The following is an 18,979-nucleotide window of genomic DNA, read 5'->3' on the forward strand; positions in this document are numbered from 1 at the left end:
AATCCTTATATTTCCGCGTACATCCGCCCCGGATTAAACACGCCGTGAGGGTCGAGCTGCATTTTTAGCCGTTGGTGATAGTGCAGTAGCGGCACGGCAAGCGGCGAGAAGCCATCATCGCCGGCGCTAAAACGGGTGGCGTAGCCGCCCGCCTCCGCGGCCATCAGGCGGATCAGCCCGGCATCGGCGTCGGATTTCAGCCAGCGTAGGGCGCCGCCCCAGTCGATCAACTGCTCGCCCGGGAAACCGACGATCGGCGCATCGATCGGCAGCGAGATTCGCCACAGCGTCGCCGGCAGGCGGAAAAAGGGCAGTTGATGCTCGCGGAGCTGCCACCAGAACTGATTGGCGACCGTCTCGCCGCCGAGCCGCTCGCGCGCCGCTTTCACCGAACCTTCGCCCCCTTCCAGGCGGATCCACAGCGCATTATCGTAATAACATAGCGCGCTGATCGGCAGCGGCTGCTGCTGCCACTTGGCGATCTCGCCCATCGCCACATGCAGGTTATAATCGAGACGTAAGCTCATCGTCGCTCGCGGCTTAGGCAGCACTTTCATGGAAACTTCGGTTAACACGCCGAGGCAGCCGTAGCTTCCCGCCATCAGCCGCGAGAGATCGTAGCCGGCGACGTTTTTCATCACCTCACCGCCAAAGCGCAGATGCCTGCCGCGGCCGGTAATGACGCGGGTCCCCAGCACAAAATCGCGCACCGCCCCGCTCCACGGCCGCCGCGGGCCGGCCAGGCCGCTGGCCACCATCCCGCCCCATGTCGCGCCTGCGCCAAAGTGCGGCGGCTCGCAGGGCAGCATTTGCCCCGCGTCGCCCAGCGCCTGTTCAATTTCCGCCAGCGGCGTGCCGGCGCGGGCGGTAATCACCAGCTCTTTAGGATCGTAGTTAACAATGCCGCGGTGATAACGCACATCCAACAGCTGACCGCAGGTCTCACGCCCCAGAAAGGTCTTGCTGTTGCTGCCCTGAATCGCTAACGGCGTTTTATTGCCGATGGCATCGTTCACCTGTTCCAGCAGCTCTTGGCTGTAATTACATTCGCCGGTCATCAGAAGCGCTCCAGTTCAGGAAAAGGCAGGTGGCCATGATGGACATGCATGGCGCCAAATTCTGCACAGCGGTGCAGCGTGGGAATATTCTTGCCAGGGTTCAGGAGACCATCGGGATCAAAAGCCGCTTTTACCGCATGGAAAGTGATAATTTCATCGCTGTTGAACTGCGAGCACATTTGATTGATCTTTTCACGGCCGACGCCATGTTCGCCGGTGATGCTGCCGCCCACCTGCACGCAAAGCTCAAGGATTTTGCCGCCGAGGACTTCGGCGCGGTCAAACTCGCCGGGTTTATTGGCATCAAACAGAATCAGAGGATGCATATTTCCATCGCCGGCGTGGAAGACGTTCGCCACCCGCAGATCGTAGCGACGCGACAGGTTGGCGATGCCTTCCAGCACCCCCGGTAGCGCGCGGCGCGGGATGGTTCCGTCCATGCAGTAGTAATCGGGCGAGATGCGCCCCACCGCCGGGAAGGCGTTCTTGCGCCCGGCCCAGAAGCGGATACGCTCGGCTTCATCCTGCGCCAAGCGGACATCGGTTGCCCCGGCCCGCAGCAGGATCTCGTTGACCCGCTCGCAGTCCTCCTGCACGTCGGATTCCACGCCGTCGAGCTCGCATAACAGGATGGCCTCCGCCTCGACGGGATAGCCGGCATGGATAAAATCCTCCACGGCGCGGATAGAGAGGTTATCCATCATCTCCAGGCCGCCGGGAATGATGCCATTGGCGATAATATCGCCGACGGCCAGACCCGCCTTTTCGATCGAGTCAAAGCTGGCCATCAGCACCCGGGCAACCGGCGGCTTGGGCAGCAGCTTGACCGTCACCTCCGTCACCACCCCCAGCATGCCTTCAGAACCGGTAAACAGCGCCAGTAAATCAAAGCCGGGGGAATCCAGCGCGTCGGAGCCGAGCGTCAGCGCCTCGCCCTCGAGGGTTAACACTTCCAGTCGGAGCAGATTATGCACGGTCAGGCCATATTTCAGGCAGTGTACTCCCCCGGCGTTTTCCGCAACGTTACCGCCAATAGAGCAGGCAATCTGGGAAGAGGGATCGGGAGCGTAATAGAGATCGTAAGGCGCGACCGCCTGAGAAATCGCCAGATTGCGCACGCCCGGCTGTACCCGCGCCCGGCGCCCGGCGGTGTTGATATCGAGGATCTCATTAAAGCGCGCCATCACCAGCAGGACCCCCTTTTCGAGCGGCAGGGCGCCGCCGGAAAGACCGGTTCCCGCGCCGCGGGTAACCAGCGGGACCTTCAGCCGGTGGCAAACGCTCAGAATAGCGCTCACCTCGTCGAGACGTTTTGGCAGGACCACCAGCATCGGCCGCGTACGGTAGGCGCTTAACCCGTCGCATTCATAGGGAATCATCTCCTCATCGCTATGGAGTATATCCAGGTCGGGGACGTGCTCACGCAGTGCCATCAGCACCGATGTCCGCTCGACATGGGGTAAAACGCCGTCAAGGCGCTCGTCGTATAAGATGTTCATGAGTAGGGTTCACTTTGTCATCAGGCTATGTGGCAGCAGTGCGTTTGCCTGCTGCTTCTACCATAAGGTTTTAGGTGGGGAATGGGCCGCCGTCTATCAGTTTATCTATCGGTCAGACCACTTTTTTTTGCGCAATCATTGACGGGAGATGGTTAATTTGGTGTTAAATGACTGTGATAATAAAACTTCCAGCATGTAACTATTGCGATAAGAACATAACAGCAAAATTGGTCCTACCAGCAATCGAGGTCCGTGATGAAAGATGAACATAGCTCGAACCGTCGCCCTATTTGTGAAGTTGTTGCGGAAAGTATCGAACGATTGATCGTGGATGGCGTGTTAAAAGTTGGCCAACCGCTTCCGTCAGAGCGTCGCCTGTGTGAGAAGCTCGGGTTCTCCCGTTCGGCTCTGCGTGAAGGGCTTACCGTGCTGCGCGGCCGCGGGATTATCGAAACGGCCCAGGGCCGCGATTCCCGCGTCGCCCGTCTGAACAAAATGCAGGACACCACGCCGCTGATCCACCTGTTTAACTCGCAGCCCCGCACCCTGTACGATCTGCTTGACGTGCGCGCGCTGCTGGAAGGGGAATCCGCCAGGCTTGCCGCCCAGCTAGGGACTCAGGCTGATTTTGTGCTGATCACCCGTTGTTATGAGAAGATGATGGCTGCCAGTGAAGGCGATAAAGAAATTACCCTCATTGAACACGCTCGCCTCGATCACGCCTTTCATCTGGCAATTTGCCAGGCATCGCATAACCAGGTGCTGGTGTTTACCCTACAGTCGCTGACCGATTTGATGCTCAATTCCGTCTTTGCCTGCGTGAATAACCTGTATCACCGTCCGGCGCATAAAAAACAGATCGACAGACAGCACGCGCGGGTTTACCACGCCGTGCTGCAGCGGCTGCCCAAAGTCGCCCAGCGCGCCGCCCGCGACCACGTCATGAATGTGAAAAAAAATCTCCATGACATTGAGCTGGAAGAGCAGCGTCTTATTCGTTCCACTATGCGTCTGGAGGGCTGGAGCTAGCGGCAAGCGGAGAGGAGAAGCGGAGCAATGCGCGCGAAAATTACCGCCCATTGCTCCCTGGCGTTGGCCAGCTCGTACGGAAAACCGCGGGGGAACGTCGCCTTAGCGGCGGCGCATGGCTATAGCCCCCTCGCCTGCTCTTTCAGCAGGTCGAGGCCGTAACAGTTAATCCGCAACAGGCCCGGATTCAGCTGATATTGCCGACGTTCCAGGTCCCAGTGCAGATCGGTCCCAATCAGGCCCTTTTCTGCCAGATACAGCAAGTGACCAATAAATATCGTCTCGCTGGCTTCCTCAGCAACATACTGCTGATAGCGCTGTTCGTCCGCACAGCATGGATATATTTTGGCGAGTTTAGACAAAATTGAAATCAGAATACTGGTTTGGATATGCATTGTTTCCTCAAAAAATATCAACGCGCGGATTTGAAAGAAGAGAGTTGGGAAAATGTGGTCAGAATGGCGATCACCAAATGGAAGGTAAAAAATAACAGCAGCCATTTGGCTATCTCTTCCGGTAGAAAATACCTGTCGGAATTGCTGGCAATAGGATTCAGGATATTGGCGTGCATAAATTCATTCAGCGATATGAGCCAGACCGGCAGCAGTTTTGGCATACCGTCACTCAGCTCTTCCGCGGCAGAAACCGGACTCAGAAACTGCTCCAGAGAGAGGCGTAACCCCTCGAAGGTGCTGATAAACCACAGCGCCAGCGCGCCGTAGCGCAGGAGGCTTTCGGGGGCATAAGCGCCGACCATGCCGGCAACCACGATGCCGCATAGCGCATATTCCTCATAGCCGATGCGGTCAGCGGCAATCAGGCCGCGGGCGGCAAAAAATAACATCAGCGCGCCCATTAATAACGCGCTGCCGGCAATGATGAACCAGCAGCTGCGTTTCTGTGAGAACAGATAGACATATTCAGGCATACGGCATTCCGAAAAAAAGGCGATGCTGGTCTGAGCCAACGCGCCTACGGAGAAAAGAGCCACCCGCGCAACGGTCTTCGATCAAGCGCATTGCCGGGTGACCCTGTCGCAGTGTTTAGCGGGCGGTGACGCGCCAGACGGCGTTGCCGACATCGTCAGCGATGATCAGGGCGCCTTCATTGTCCTGAGCCAGGCCAACCGGAGCGCCATACAGCTCTTTCTCATCATCGGAGACAAAGCCGCTCACTACCGACTCGGGTTTGCCTGTCGGTTTGCCATCTTTAAAGGCGACGAAAGAGACCTGATAGCCGTTCAGCGGCGAACGGTCCCAGCTTCCGTGCTCGCTGATAAACGCGCCGCCCTGATATTTCTGCGGCAGCAGCGTACCGGTGTAGAACCACAGGCCTAGCGGCGCCACGTGCGAGCTCAGCGCATAGTCAGGTTTAATCGCCTTCGCCACCATATCCGGACGCGGCGGTTGGGCGCGGCGATCGACATGTTGGCCAAAATAGCTCCACGGCCAGCCGTAGAATCCCCCGTCCTGCACCGACGTCATATAGTCCGGCACGAGGTCCGCGCCGATCTCATCGCGCTCATTGACCACCGCCCAGAGTTTGCCGCTGTGAGGCTCCCACTGCAGGCCCGTCGGGTTACGGATCCCGCTGGCGAAAATACGGCTGGCGCCGGTGGCGACATCCACTTCCAGCACGTTGGCGCGTCGATACTCGACATCGATACCATTTTCGGTGATGTTGCTGTTCGAACCGACCCCGACGTACAGCTTTTTACCGTCCGGACTGGCTAGCAACGCCTTGGTCCAGTGGTGGTTGATCTTATCCGGAAGATCGGCAAGCTCGGTTCCCGGCGCGCTAATCGACGTTTCCCCTGTCCGATAGGGGAAACACATAATGCTGTCGGTATTGGCGACGTACAGGTTATCGCCGATCAGCTGCACGCCAAACGGCGAATGCAGATGTTGCAGGAACAGATGCTTCTGCCAGCCGTCGGGGCCTTTGCGCAGCAGGGTAATTGAGTTCCCGCCCTTTCCGCCTTTGCCTGACTGATTTTTTACGATGCCGGCAATAAGCTGTTTCGGCGTGGTCAGCGGTTCGCTTCCCGGACTGTTGCTTTCGACCACCAGAACGTCGTCGTTCGGTAAGACATAAACCTGGCGCGGATGCATCAGACCGCTGGCGATGTTCTCAATTTTCAGCCCGGCCGCCACTTTGGGGGCCATCCCTGATTTCCAGCCCACCCCGGAAGGCACCTGCATCGGCGGCACGAGGAAATCCTGCGCTTTCGGTAAAAGCGGGTCGGGGCCGATTTGCTGGTCCGGCGTCAGTTTTGCTTTTTCATCGCAGCCGCTGAGAACGGCGGCAAGCGCGAAGGCCAGCGGCACAATCAGGAAATGTTTATACATGGCGTTCACCTCTTTTTTCTTCCCTTCTGCATGACAAAACCAACGAGGCGATCAGTAAGCAGGCCACCGTGATCGCAGAATAAACCACGTTCTGCGGCGCCACGGCGTAGGCATCGCGGCTATGAACAAAGGCGTTGAGAATCGCTGAAATGATGGCAACAACGTTTAACCAGAAATTGATCTTCACCGCTGAGAGAGCCGGCGATGACTGCCCGACCCACACCTGAAAAAGATTAATCAGCCGGGGAATAATGGCCAAAATAAGCCCCAGCGCAATTAACCAGGCCGCACTCTTTTCCCACATCACATTGGTGCTATAGAGATAAATAACATCAAAAATTAACGCCGCGCAGAAAAAACCATAAGGTATGGGATTAAGGAGTTCATAAATGACGGCCGCAGTTGAGCATCGGCGCCGGATCGTATTGGTACGCATATTAATATCCTTGGTATTAAAATAACTATCGCAGGTGAAGCGGGTATGCGAGTGAGCCCGGCCGGCCAGGGTTCTCCTCTTCGCGGGACAATCCGGCAACGGCGTCTTAACGCTTTCCCGTTCGCTGACACCGTAGCCAGTATGCCGTTTTCGAACAAGCAGAGAAACGCAATATATGGAATTCAGTTTTGCATAAATAGCGGGGGTACGAACATCGTCGCCCGGTCCTGTAAGTTAAAACGCAACACAGTTTTGCATCCAGGGACATTGTCCACGAAACGATCCCCGGTAGTATATTGTCCGTCAGGCCAGCGCAGAATATCAGCCATAGACAACCTATTCTCTTGGCCCGGAGATAAATATCGCACGGACTTAAAATCATTATCCTTAAATAAAGTTAATATTGAGAAATACATTATGGTAAATGCGTTTTCGTTATTGGTGGTCGCCCAATTAACAGGTGAACTACTAAGGAATTTACTCCATCTTCCGCTACCGGGGCCGGTTATTGGCATGTTTATTCTGGCGCTGATCATCATTCTGTGCGGCGCAAGCAAGATAGCCAATGCCCCGGATAGCGCATTAAAACAGCTCGCCGAGGGGTTGATAAATAATATGGGATTGCTGTTTGTCCCTGCGGGTGTCGGGATTATTACCGAAGGCGGGATCCTGCGTGAGTACTGGTTACCGATTCTCATTGGTCTGATCTTTTCGACCATCCTTGGGCTGCTCGTCACCGGCCTGGTGATGCATCATTTTTCACAAAAAAATAAACAGCAGAGTGAATCCACAGCACCGCGGGGACAACAATAATGTCAACAATTCATGCTTTATGGACGCCGATGGCATTAAGCCCTTTACTGTGGCTGACGCTGACGCTGTTATGCTTTATGGCGGGGAAAAAGATCCAGCGGCTGGCGGGAAATTCGCCGTTATTCAACCCGGTGCTGGTCGCGATTATTTTGATGGCTATCGTGCTTCATATCACCAGAACGCCCTATGCGGTCTATTTCCAGGGCGCCCGGTTTATCAATTTCCTGCTTGGGCCGGCGACCGTTTCCCTGGCGGTACCGCTGGCGCTGAACATGTCGCATATCAAAAGCAGCTTTCGGCCGATTGGCCTAGCGCTCCTCGCGGGTTCATTGACCTCAACGATCGCCGGCGCGCTGCTGGTATGGCTGTTTGGCGGCGCGCGTACCGTGGCCCTGTCGATGGCCTCCAAGTCAGTGACCACCCCGATCGCTATCGCGCTGGCGCAGGAGGTTGGCGGCGTGCCCGCCCTGACTGCCGCCCTGGCGATTGCCGGCGGCATCGTCGCGGCCATAGTCGGCCGAACGATTCTCGGCTGGTTTAAAATTAACGACTGGCGAGCGCACGGTTTTGCCGCCGGCGTGGCCGGTAGCGGCGTCGCCGCCGCGCAGATCGCGCCGCTGAACGGACTGGCCGCGGCATTCGCCGCCATTGGTATCGGTCTGAACGGGCTGCTCACGGCGTTGATTGTGCCACTGCTGGCGGGGTTGTGGCATTAAGTCGGTATTGTGCGCCATACCGTTGGGCGCGGAACCGGGGTTCGGGATGCGCGGCCTGCCCCTGGTTTCGCAACATCTGGCGGCTATGGCTGCTCCTGGAGCGCCAGAGTGCCTATTTTCTCCACCAGAAAATCAATAAACGAACGCACTTTGCTGGAAACGATCCTTTTACGCGGATAAACCATCCAGATAGCCGTTTCCGCGCGCAGCATGCTGAACTCCCATTCGGGAAAAACGCGCTGCAGACGCTGTTCCTGTACATCCTTACGGACCAGCCAGTCAGGCAGCACCGCGATGCCTGACCCATGACGGCAGGCATAAAGCAGAGCTTCGCTGTCGTTGGCAATCAGTCGGGCGTTGGTGGATATGCGGGCCCACGCCTCCCCGCTATCCTCTTTACGGGCATACCAGCCTTCGCCGTGGAGACGAGAAAACATCAGCATTTGCTGACCCGGCAGCAGCTCTCCCGGCGAATGACGCGCGATCCATTCCGGGCTCGCCCAGGCGTAGCGCTTCTGCGGCGCCAGCTTCCGCGCATGCATGGTTGATTCCGGCAGGATGCCGATGCGGATACTCAGATCGATGCGGGACTCGATCAGGTCCTGGACATCGTCGTTGAAGGTCATGTCCAGGGAGATTTCCGGGTGGAGCGCAAGGAACTCCTCTACGAAAGGCATAACGTGCATGCGGCCAAACGCGCTCGGCACGCTGATGCGCAACACCCCGGCGGGCCGCTTGTTCAGCGCCGACGTCGAATTTTTCGCCTCTTCCCACTGCGCCAGTAATTGGGTGGCATGCGAATAGAACAGCCTTCCCGCCTCGGTTAACGTCAGACCGCGGGTCGAACGATTAAACAGCGCAATATGCAGATCCGCTTCCAGGTCCGCGACATGCCGGGAGATGGTGGAAGTTTCGATATTCAGTTCCTTCGCCGCGGCACTGAAACTTTTCAATTCTGCAGCGCTAACAAACGTTCTGATCGCAGCAAAATAATTCATTTTTTTGTCCTTTTCCGCTCCATTAAGGGGCATTTCGCAGGTGGTATAATTATGCAATTGTGTTATCCATAAATCGCACTTCAGGAACGGCCCCTTCGATGCCATCGTATCTCATCATAAATAATGTCGGGGTGTCTATGAACTACTTTTCCGCTTTGCAGTCCTTTATCCACGTGGCCGAACTGCAGAGTTTTAATCGTGCCGCCAGCGAGCTCTCGATAAAGCGCTCGACCGTATCCCGGCACATCTCGGGCCTGGAAGAACATCTGCATATTACGCTATTCAACCGGACCTCCCGCGGATTAAGTTTGACCGAAGCAGGCACGCTATTTTTTCCGAAAGCCAAAGAGTTATTGCATAATCTGGCGGAGGCCAAAGCCGCCACCATGGCGTTAAATCAGCATCCTTCCGGGCAATTAAAACTGACCGTTCCCGGCGCCTTTTGTCGTCACCATGTGCTGAAACTGATAGATAAATTCTTTCTGCGCTATCCGGATATCGATATTTATCTGCGCTACGGCACGGGTCAGGAGAGCCTGATAGGCACGGAAACCGACCTCGCAATTTGTTTTGGCACTTTAAACCCGTCAACTGTACACGCACGTAAACTGGCGACGCAAAGCTACGCGGCTTATGCCAGCCCCGCCTGCCTGCAGCGTCCCGGATTCCCGTTGCATGTGCAGCAGCTGATCGCCAGCGCATTTTTCATCCCCAGCGAAGCCGGCTGGTTCTGGCGGGCAGGCAAAGGTGAATGGCAGGAAACCGGAATGCACCGCCTGCCGCGTCTCATTTCACGGGAAGAAGAAGTGCTGCTGGAGCGAGCCAAAAATAACCAAGGTATTGTGGTTCTCCCGGAGTGGCTGGCGTTTAATGCCGTACAGGCAGGGGAACTGGTCAAAGTTTTCCCGCACATTGCTTTTCAGCCGGGGCGCGAAGCGACGAATCTCTGGTTAGCCTATCCGCATAAAAAGACCGTATCATCAAAAGTCAGAGCCTTTATCGACTTTATGATTGCAGAGATCGGTGAAAAACCTTACTGGCTCACTCCTGCCCTGAGTGAAAATGTACTGCCCGGTCATCACTAGCGGATTAAACATCGAGCATGAGATCGCGTGCGGCAAAATAAGACGTTAGCCTGGCTCTCGATGGATGAAATGCGCTCCCAAACGCCCGGAATAAAAACCCGGCGTCAAACGTGTGATGTAATATTTTCTCGCGGCTCGCTTCAGCATTAAGACAATCGCTATCGGCAATAACGTTTCGCCAGGCGACAATTAAGGCGGCACGCCGCCGCTCACGTTACCGTGCCGATAGGAGGCAGTAAAAAAAATAATCAATAATACTGCTGACAGGCCGCCGAACGGTAGGCGCAGCGATTATAATTTATCCAGATCGTGTACGGTACGTTCATTGACGATATTGCCCGTATTTAACGTCGATTTTGGCTCCAGTAAAACAACGCAGCACTCGTGGGTTAACGCCTCAGGACAATGCTCGGTTCCTTTCGGCACAATAATGAACTCGCCGGCGTCAAGATCGATATCTCCCGTTCTTAGCCCCATCCGCAAACGGCCGCTGATAACAAGAAAAAGCTCGTCCTCATGTTCATGATGATGCCAGTCAAACTTTCCGGAGAATTTGGCCAGTTTGACATACGCGTCATTAATATCGCCGACAATTTTCGGACTCCAGTAATCGCTGAATAGATCAAAACTTTCTTTTAAATTAACTTTACGCATTCATCTTCTCCGTCACACTGATCTAACCCGTACGGGTTTATTTTGTCATAAAAAATAGTCGCAAATCGGCAGCACGTTGCTTAGCCCTAGATGGCTATATTCGCTTTTGCAAAAGAGACTTCGGCGGACCACGGGTAAATTGGCCGTATTACAGTCAGCGGTTCGCCGCTCGCGCTTGCGGAACTTTGTGGAAAAATAGAGCGCGAGGGGGCCGGGGCAGCTGTTCGAAATAAGGATACAAGCAGCCGGAAAGCAGAACAATGGGTTTCCCGATTACTGGCGCAGAAATTCATCCTTCCATGATCAACAGGCTGAATTTAGTGTCTTTTATTTATAAAAAATTTTACCGCCGGGCTATCAGGTTTCAGGTTTTGTTTCTTTAAGTGAACAAACGGGCGGATCGCCGGCACCTGACCTGAGGTCTCCTCGCCTGATAACGGCGCCGGGGCGTTAACCCGGGTCGAGGTGAGACATCACCACCGTCGCGCTAATCGCCGTTTCCGTTGAGATATACGCATGCGCAACCTCCGCGGAGAAAGCATAAAAATCCCCGGGTTGTAATGTGATAACCTCATTCTGGCTAAAACGCAGGAGCAAGGTCCCGCTATGAACCAGAATATGCTCATGCGTCCCGACGGAATGCCCGGGACTATGGATAGTGATTTGCGGATTCATTTGCAGGAGCCACATCTCGGAGGTATTGCCGGGGCCGATGCGGAATTTCATCATTTGCGAATAGTCGCCCGGCGCTGGACGATATTTTTCAAGATAGGGGTATATCCTGCTGCCGCCGCCCAGCAAATCGCCAACCGGCAAACGTAAAGCGGCAGCGATCGCGTCCAGCGTATCGACGCGCGGATTGGAGTATCCTGACTCCAGTTTCGATAAGGCCCCCTTTGAAACCCCTGACAATTTAGACAGGTCGTTTAACGAGATGCCTCGTGACTGCCGCAGACGCCTTATTTTATTGCCGATATTTAATGACAACGCGGTCGGTTTATCTTGCCCTGAATCAGGCGTTATTGCGTCACGCATCGTATGTTACCTTAGCAGTCGAATGGACATCCCACCCCATGACGAGAACCACGGGCGCGTCCGACGGGATCGCGAGCGCTAAGCATAGCGTTTTACAGAGTGGCTTTCTGCATAAAAAATCCGCCCCGCCGGCATCATGCCGGCAGGGCGATGGATAACATCAACCGCCTGATTCCGCGCGGGCGGCGACGGCCGTTAGCTGAAGCGAATATCCAGCGAACGCAGCCAGGTTTGCAGGCCAGCATCCTGGATTGGAATAAGCTTTGCGACCTCGCTGGATTCATTGATATGCGCATGCCAGTAGCCCGGAGGGGTCACAAAAGACATCCCCGGTTCCCAATCCACCCGGGTGGCATCGGCAATATTCCCCTGCTCATCGAGTTTCGTACCTACCAGCGAGTAGCATCCCTGCGGGCAGTCAACGATAAAGTCCAGCGCAATCGACTGGTGACGATGCGGTTTTTGTAGCGAATTTCCGGGCAACGTGCCAAACATAGCCCACAGGACATGGGTCACCGTGCGGGTCTGTGGGAAGTGCGTATTCCCCAGCAGCACCGAAATCCGGCTGCGGTTAGCCGCGTCTTTATCCACCGCGGCTTTACGCAGCTCCTCTTCTGCACGTTCGGCGCCATACAGCGTCGCGGAGAAGCGCGGCGTCACCTGACCCACGCCAAGATAAGCAAGCAGCGGAGCGTCATTGACGTAATAGAGCTTTAAGGTCGTCACGGCTTTCAGCGTGGTCGGGATCCCCCCCGGGAAGGCGAGGAAAGCGCCCTTATCCAGCGGGATATTTTTCCCATCCTGTTCCGCGACGCCAAAACCATCAATGACATACACAATTTGCGACGTCGCCAGCGGATTCAGCACAATGCGGTCCCCGCCGTTGATGCGAACAAAGTTAGCCAGCACTCCCGGCCCCGTTGCCGGGCCTACGCAGTTCAATATATCGGAGAGATCCAGGGGAATCACGCGGGACTCGCCGCTTTCATACAACGAAGCCGGAAAAGTATGATACGGCACACGTGAAATAATCTTTGCACCGATAGGATTAGCGGCTTTTGAGTATTCATAAAAGACGGCATCGGCGGTGACATCTGCCGAAAGAATATTATGACGTTCCATAATTGAATCGGCCATATTGCTACTCCTCAATAATATAAATAGGTGGTTGGCGACAAAGCCCTGTTGATTTTTAACTACGCAGTCACTTTACCCCGGATTATTTTCTGGAATAAGCTCTATGTCGGCAAAACTGTGTTGCGTTAATGCCAGGCCAGAATTATAAGGTCAATTTATGCCTGTCCTTCTAAATTCCCACCGCGACGATGCCTCTGCCGGCGGCGCCCGGCAAATGCAAAACTGTTTTCCATTTATTCCGCTTCTCCCCGGGGCTATTTTTACCTATGCTGACTAACGATGAATTTGGCCTGTATTCCCCCCTTGATAAATAACGAGAGCCAGATAATCATTTACACAAGGTTGTCATCCAATACAACCGGCAAGCAACACGCTTTAAGGCAATCATTTAATCCGACTGATTGCCTTTTTTTATTCCCGCCCCCATTAGGCTTAATCGCTCTTGCGCCGGGGCGGCTTCTTATAACACAGCGAGAAAAGATGCGTTGTCGCCGCGTAAACGATCGACAATAAGGCCACATCCGGCGATGCGGCCTGAAGAGAAATAGCGAGGGGTTAGTGCGTTTTCATTCCGGCAGCCAGCATCAGCAGCCTAAAGATCGATGCCACGATAGCTAATGCCATCACGCTGGCCGCCCAGATAACCACCATCCACCCGATGCGTTTCCACCACGGGCGCGGCGCGGCGGCCGCCGTTTTGCCCCGGTGGGATTTATAGGAGAAACGCATCAGTGATACCCCTCATCAGGATTGATTTTGCCGCGAAAGACGTAGTAGCTCCAGCAGGTATACATCAGAATCACCGGAATAATCAGCAGGCCGCCGACCAGCATAAGTCCCTGACTTTTGGGCGGCGACGCCGCCTGCCAGAGGGTAACCGATGGCGGAATAATATTCGGCCACAGGCTGATGCCCAGGCCGCTGAATCCGAGGAACACCAGGCCGAGCGCGAGCATAAACGGCCCGTAGCTGGCCTTACGACTATATGCGCTACGCACATTCCCCCAGCAGAACACCATCACCAAGAGGGGGACCGGAGCAAACCAGAAAGCATTCGGCAGACTGAACCAGCGATGCGCGATCTCCGGATGCGTCAGCGGCGTCCAGAGACTGATGACGACGATCGTCGCCAGCAGCGCCAGCGCCAGAGGGATCGCCAGATCCGACATCCTGCGGTGTAACGCCCCCTGCGTTTTCATGATCAGCCACGTACACCCCAGTAGCGCATATGCTACAACCAGCCCTGCGCCGCAAAATAGCGGAAACGGCGCCAGCCACGCCAGCGATGAACCGCTGAATGCCCGTCCGGCCACCGGCAAACCGTTCAGCAGGGCGCCGACGGCCACTCCCTGACTCAGGGCCGTGAGGATCGAGCCACCGATAAACGCCTTATCCCAGAACTGACGGTGCGCCGGCGTGGCCTTAAAACGAAATTCAAAGGCGACGCCGCGGAAAATCAGCCCCAGCAGCATCGCCGTTAACGGCACGCTTAGCCCGTCGAGAATGACGGAGTAAGCCAGCGGGAAAGCGCCATACAGCGCCGCCCCGCCGAGCACCATCCAGGTTTCGTTACCGTCCCAGACCGGCGCGACTGTATTCATCATCGTGTCGCGGTCGCGCCCGCTGTTAATGAACGGAAAAAGGATGCCGATCCCGAGATCAAAGCCATCCATCACGATGTACATCAGGGTTGCGAAGACGATGATGACAAACCAGATAACTGACAGGTCGATGCCCATATTATTCTCCTTTGCGCGTATGTATCGGCTCGCTGACCGCCGATAGCGGACGTGCCCGCGGCGAGTTCAGGCGTATCGCCGCTGACCGGCCCCGTTTTAATCAGACGTACCAGATAGAGATAGCCGATACCAAATACGGAGGCATAGACCGCGATAAATGCCAGCAGACTGAGGGACATATGGATATCGCCGTGGGCCGAGACCGCATCGCGGGTACGCAGCAGTCCATATACCACCCACGGCTGGCGGCCGATCTCCGTGGTAAACCAGCCCGCGAGGATCGCGATAAGCCCGGACGGCCCCATCAATAACACCAGCCAGAGAAAGGGCCGGCACTGATAGAATCGCCCACGCCAGCGTAATCCGGCCCCCAGCAGACCCGTCAACACCATCAGCATGCCCAGGCCGGCCATCACGCGAAACGACCAGAAGATAACGGTTGAGTCAGGGCGATCCTCTTTGGCAAAGGATTTGAGCGCCGGTACCTGTTGGGTGAGGCTGTGCGTCAGGATGATGCTGCCGAGCTAAGGGATCTGTAATTTGTACTTTGTCTCTTCCGCCTGCATGTCCGGCAGGCCGAACAGCACCAGCGGCGTCGCCTCCCCGGGAACGTTTTCCCAGTGCCCCTCAATGGCGGCTATTTTCGCCGGCTGAAATTTGAGGGTATTCAGCCCGTGCGCGTCGCCAATCACCGCCTGCAGCGGGGCGACGAACAGAGCCATCCACAGCGCCATCGAAAACATTTTCCTGATCGCGGGCGTATCGCGGCCTTTAATCAGATGCCATGCCGCCGAAGCCCCGACGAAAAAGGCGCTGGCCAGAAAAGCGGCAATCGACATATGCAGCAGGCGGTAGGGGAACGAGGGGTTAAAGATGATTTTTAGCCAGTCCACCGGAACGACGATACCGTTGGCGATGGCATACCCCAGCGGCGTCTGCATCCAGCTGTTTGAGGCGAGGATCCAGAACGTTGAGAACAGCGTCCCGAGGGCGACCATGCAGGTGGCGAAAAAATGCAGCCCCGGCCCCACGCGTTTCCAGCCGAAGAGCATGACGCCGAGAAAACCGGCTTCCAGGAAGAACGCCGTCAGGACTTCATAGGTCAGCAGCGGTCCGGTAATACTGCCAGCAAATTGTGAAAAACCGCTCCAGTTGGTGCCGAACAGATACGCCATCACCAGCCCGGAAACTACCCCCATACCAAAGTTAACCGCAAAGATTTTTGACCAGAAATGGTAAAGCTCCCGATACGTCACGTTGCGGGTCCTGAGCCATAACCCTTCGAGAACGGCGAGAAAACTGGCCAGACCGATAGTGATTGCCGGGAAAAGAATATGAAAGGATACGGTAAAAGCGAATTGTATCCTCGCCAGATGAAACGCATCTATTCCGAACATAATATCCTCCGGAAAATCGACGGCGCGCCATTTATTTCGTGTAATACCTGCATGTCTTAATCCTTGCATTTATTAAAATGATATCTCACGTATAAAACCGATATAAATATAACCGAGGGGTAAATAGAATGAGAGATACCCGCAGCGCTATTTAAAAATACGGGCAATGGTGGTCAAAAAATTTATTATGTTGTCGTTTCTGCGTCAGCCTGAACTGCCTACCGGCAATCCTACAGAGGGGTCAGCACCGCGCAAATACCTTTATATGCAAAACTGTGTTGCATATTAGCAGCCAGTAAGATGCCCTTTGCGCGGTCGCGATAACCATTTATGCAAAAGAGAAATCCCTGTATTGCATTTCTCTCGCCCGCCCTTCCACGCCATAATCATCGATACCATGCAGAAAATGCCCATGACTAATATCAGGCGCGGACAAAATAATTTAACGCCTTGCCAGTCATAACCCTTAATCAAAGCGAAGAGCTAAAAAGATCACCTGCCAGGAGTTTATATGAATAAGAAACGGCGTTCGGTTCCCGGGATCCGCTATTACGATGGCCCCGCTGGCGGCTGGGGCGCGTTAAAAGCGACGGCCATTGCCGTGCGCACCCAGATGGATGCGGTTGACGCCCCCGTCACCCTGCTGCGTACTAACCAGCCGGATGGTTTTGACTGCCCCGTCACCCTGCTGCGTACTAACCAGCCGGATGGTTTTGACTGCCCCGGCTGCGCATGGCCGGACAAAGAACATAAATCAACCTTTCAGTTTTGTGAAAACGGCGCCAAGGCGGTGACGTGGGAAGCCACCCATAAACGCGTAACGCCCGAATTTCTTCGCCACAACAGCGTCACCGCGCTGCTGGAACAAACTGATTTCGAGCTGGAAGGATACGGTCGCCTGACGCACCCGCTGCGGTATCACCGGGAGAGCGATACTTTCCAGCCCGTAGAGTGGGAACAGGCCTTTGCCCGAATCGGCGAAATTTTACGCGGGCTGTCGGCGGAACAGGTGGAGTTTTATACGTCGGGTCGCGCATCCAATGAGGCCGCTTACCTGTTTCAGCTCTTTGCCCGCAAATACGGCACCAACAATTTTCCCGACTGCTCCAATATGTGCCATGAAGCCACCAGCGTGGGATTGCCACGTTCAATTGGTATCGGTAAAGGCACCGTTTCGCTGGATGATTTTGACAAAACGGAGCTGGTCATCTCTATCGGTCACAACCCGGGAACCAACCATCCAAGAATGATGGGCACGCTCCATGAACTTGCCCGCCGCGGCGTGCCGATTATTGTGCTTAACCCGCTGCGCGAGCGCGCCCTTGAGCGTTTTGCCGATCCGCAAAGCGTTATCGAGATGGCCACCTACAGTTCAACCGACATCGCCTCGACCTATTTTCAGGTGAAAGCCGGCGGCGATGCTGCCGCATTAAAAGGGGTAGCTAAGCATCTGCTGCAGCTTGAGGATCAGCAAGGCAACGTTCTCGACCGGGAGTTTATTGCCGCCCATACCAGCGGTTTTGCTGATTTTTCCGCCGATATCGCCGCCACGCCCTGGGCGGCGATTGAAGAGGAGTCAGGTTTAACTCGCCAGCAACTGGCAAGCGTGGCGGAAGCGTATGCGCAATCCAAAGCCACGATTATTACCTATGGGATGGGCATCACCCAGCACAACAGAGGAACCGCAAACGTCCGCCTGATCGCCGATCTGTTGCTAATGAGGGGCAACATCGGTAAGCCGGGCGCCGGTATTTGCCCGCTTCGCGGCCATTCCAACGTTCAGGGGAACCGGACGGTCGGGATCACTGAAAAACCCCCGGTCGCGTTTCTCAACCGGCTTGAACAGGTTTTTGGCTTTACTCCCCCGCTCAAACACGGGCATGACGCGGTCCAGGCCACGCAGGCCATCATCGACGGGCAGGCGAAAGCGCTCATTTGCCTTGGGGGGAACTTTGTCGTCGCCATGCCGGACCACGAGCAGAGCTTTCCGGCAATGCAGAACCTAGCGCTGGGCGTCCACATTGGCACCAAACTAAACCGGACGCATCTGCTGGTCGCCGAAGAAACCTTTATTCTCCCCTGCCTGGGCCGTACCGAACTGGACATCCAGCGCAGCGGCAAACAGTCCATCACCGTGGAAGATTCCATGTCGATGGTCCACGCGTCTTCCGGGAAGCTGAAACCGGCATCGCCCCTGCTACGCTCGGAGCCGGCGATTATTGCCGGTATGGCGCAGGCCGCCTTGCCGGACACCCGGGTCGCCTGGTCAGAACTGATTGCCGATTACGATCGCATCCGCGAATGCATTGAACAAACGATCCCAGGATTCGATAACTACAACGCGCGGATCCGCGTGCCCGGCGGATTCCGCATGCCCCTGCCGCCGACGGAACGGATATGGCCAACCCCAACCGGCAAAGCGATGTTCTCCGTTTTTCATGGAGTAAATGAAAACCTGGCAGGGGAAGGCGAGCATATTCTACGGCTCATTACGCTGCGCAGCCACGATCAATACAACACCACGATTTATGCGATGGACGACAGATATCGCGGTGTTTTTGGCCGCCGCGATATTCTTTTTATGAACGAAAGCGATATGGCGCGCCTCGGACTGGAGCATGGTGACCGCGTCGATATTAAAACCGCGCTGCCCGGCAGCGCGCTTTGCCTCTGCGATATTACCGTGGTGGCATATAGCATCGCGCAAGGATCGGTTGGCGCCTATTACCCCGAAGCCAACGTTTTGGTCCCTCTGGATTACGTGGATAAAGACAGCGGCACCCCTTCCTATAAGTCGGTGCCGGTGCAGCTGACTTTACGTTCGAAAGATATACGCCCGCTGCGGCATTGAATATATTATTATGCCGAGTTTACGACGAAGAGACCGAAAAAAAGTAATCCACCTCCGTCACTGAAAGGATTAATATTGTGTAGAAAATTCCCAGAGCATTTACATGTAAATTCTAGAACTAAACTTTTCAAGCAGACAGGGGGACTGCCTGAACGTCATCTGGGTTAAAGGGCCAGAATAGCTG

17 protein-coding genes and 1 pseudogene are annotated in these 18,979 nt (G+C 55.4%); 5 read left to right on the forward strand and 13 right to left on the reverse strand.

All coding sequences use genetic code 11. From position 1 onward, the window contains the following. Positions 1–5 precede the first annotated feature (5 nt). Positions 6–1,058 carry a glycolate oxidase subunit GlcE gene (gene glcE, locus BV390_RS01255; protein WP_085396384.1) on the reverse strand — a complete coding sequence of 351 codons (1,053 nt, stop codon included), beginning with the start codon at positions 1,056–1,058 and terminating at the stop codon, positions 6–8. Next, positions 1,058–2,557: a glycolate oxidase subunit GlcD gene (glcD, locus tag BV390_RS01260; protein ID WP_085396385.1), complete on the reverse strand. Its 1,500-nt coding sequence runs from the start codon at positions 2,555–2,557 to the stop codon at positions 1,058–1,060. The genes glcE and glcD overlap by 1 nt, the downstream gene beginning before the upstream one ends. A gap of 255 nt (positions 2,558–2,812) precedes the next feature. Between glcD and glcC the strand changes: the two genes are divergently transcribed. Next, positions 2,813–3,586, forward strand: a complete 774-nt coding sequence (gene glcC, locus BV390_RS01265; protein WP_085396386.1) for a transcriptional regulator GlcC — start codon at positions 2,813–2,815, stop codon at positions 3,584–3,586. A 119-nt stretch (positions 3,587–3,705) separates the two neighbouring features. Here glcC and BV390_RS01270 read toward each other — a convergent pair whose 3' ends face one another. The 4 genes from BV390_RS01270 to BV390_RS01285 all read right to left on the reverse strand — a co-directional run bounded on the left by BV390_RS01270 (position 3,706) and on the right by BV390_RS01285 (position 6,370). After that, entirely contained in the window at positions 3,706–3,981 is a 276-nt protein-coding gene (locus BV390_RS01270; RefSeq protein ID WP_085396387.1) for a hypothetical protein, read from the reverse strand. A 17-nt stretch (positions 3,982–3,998) separates the two neighbouring features. Beyond that, positions 3,999–4,514 carry a disulfide oxidoreductase gene (locus BV390_RS01275; protein ID WP_139155970.1) on the reverse strand — a complete coding sequence of 172 codons (516 nt, stop codon included), beginning with the start codon at positions 4,512–4,514 and terminating at the stop codon, positions 3,999–4,001. A 115-nt stretch (positions 4,515–4,629) separates the two neighbouring features. Beyond that, positions 4,630–5,934 (reverse strand): PQQ-dependent sugar dehydrogenase, encoded by a 1,305-nt coding sequence (locus BV390_RS01280; protein ID WP_085396389.1) that lies wholly within the window; start codon positions 5,932–5,934, stop codon positions 4,630–4,632. Next, complete coding sequence (locus tag BV390_RS01285; RefSeq protein WP_085396390.1) at positions 5,927–6,370, reverse strand: DUF2231 domain-containing protein; 444 nt, start codon at positions 6,368–6,370, stop codon at positions 5,927–5,929. The genes BV390_RS01280 and BV390_RS01285 overlap by 8 nt, the downstream gene beginning before the upstream one ends. A gap of 417 nt (positions 6,371–6,787) precedes the next feature. On the opposite strand from BV390_RS01285, the gene BV390_RS01290 reads away from it, so the two are divergent. Next, a complete protein-coding gene (locus BV390_RS01290) occupies positions 6,788–7,183 on the forward strand; it encodes a CidA/LrgA family protein (protein ID WP_085396391.1) in 396 nt (131 codons plus the stop codon). Beyond that, the gene (locus tag BV390_RS01295) at positions 7,183–7,899 is read left to right on the forward strand and encodes an LrgB family protein (RefSeq protein WP_206098723.1); all 717 of its coding nucleotides are present in this window, start codon (positions 7,183–7,185) and stop codon (positions 7,897–7,899) included. The genes BV390_RS01290 and BV390_RS01295 overlap by 1 nt, the downstream gene beginning before the upstream one ends. 83 nt (positions 7,900–7,982) lie before the next feature. On the opposite strand, the gene BV390_RS01300 is transcribed toward BV390_RS01295, so the two are convergent. After that, entirely contained in the window at positions 7,983–8,897 is a 915-nt protein-coding gene (locus BV390_RS01300) for a LysR family transcriptional regulator (protein WP_085396392.1), read from the reverse strand. Positions 8,898–9,034: 137 nt separating this feature from the next. Here BV390_RS01300 and BV390_RS01305 point away from each other — a divergent pair, with 137 nt between their 5' ends. Next, positions 9,035–9,982, forward strand: coding sequence for a LysR family transcriptional regulator (locus BV390_RS01305; protein WP_168185401.1), 948 nt, complete (start codon positions 9,035–9,037; stop codon positions 9,980–9,982). Between the two features lie 291 nt (positions 9,983–10,273). Here the strand turns inward: BV390_RS01305 and BV390_RS01310 are convergent, their stop codons facing one another. The 6 genes and pseudogenes from BV390_RS01310 to BV390_RS01335 all read right to left on the reverse strand — a co-directional run bounded on the left by BV390_RS01310 (position 10,274) and on the right by BV390_RS01335 (position 15,944). Next, entirely contained in the window at positions 10,274–10,636 is a 363-nt protein-coding gene (locus BV390_RS01310; RefSeq protein ID WP_085396394.1) for a cupin domain-containing protein, read from the reverse strand. Positions 10,637–11,086: 450 nt separating this feature from the next. Beyond that, positions 11,087–11,671 (reverse strand): XRE family transcriptional regulator, encoded by a 585-nt coding sequence (locus BV390_RS01315; protein ID WP_085396395.1) that lies wholly within the window; start codon positions 11,669–11,671, stop codon positions 11,087–11,089. A 195-nt stretch (positions 11,672–11,866) separates the two neighbouring features. Beyond that, positions 11,867–12,808 carry a cupin domain-containing protein gene (locus tag BV390_RS01320; RefSeq protein ID WP_085396396.1) on the reverse strand — a complete coding sequence of 314 codons (942 nt, stop codon included), beginning with the start codon at positions 12,806–12,808 and terminating at the stop codon, positions 11,867–11,869. Positions 12,809–13,363: 555 nt separating this feature from the next. Beyond that, on the reverse strand, positions 13,364–13,537 hold the full coding sequence (locus BV390_RS01325) for a DUF2474 domain-containing protein (RefSeq protein ID WP_073554386.1): 174 nt from the start codon (positions 13,535–13,537) through the stop codon (positions 13,364–13,366). Next, entirely contained in the window at positions 13,537–14,547 is a 1,011-nt protein-coding gene (gene cydB / locus BV390_RS01330; RefSeq protein ID WP_085396397.1) for a cytochrome d ubiquinol oxidase subunit II, read from the reverse strand. The genes BV390_RS01325 and cydB overlap by 1 nt, the downstream gene beginning before the upstream one ends. A gap of 1 nt (position 14,548) precedes the next feature. Next, positions 14,549–15,944, reverse strand: a pseudogene (locus tag BV390_RS01335) (cytochrome ubiquinol oxidase subunit I). Between the two features lie 511 nt (positions 15,945–16,455). Here BV390_RS01335 and BV390_RS01340 point away from each other — a divergent pair. Further along, a complete protein-coding gene (locus BV390_RS01340) occupies positions 16,456–18,795 on the forward strand; it encodes an FdhF/YdeP family oxidoreductase (RefSeq protein ID WP_085396398.1) in 2,340 nt (779 codons plus the stop codon). Positions 18,796–18,979 lie beyond the last annotated feature (184 nt).

Origin of the sequence: Klebsiella sp. YJ (assembly GCF_002108615.1) — a bacterium.
Lineage (GTDB): Bacteria > Pseudomonadota > Gammaproteobacteria > Enterobacterales > Enterobacteriaceae > Klebsiella > Klebsiella planticola.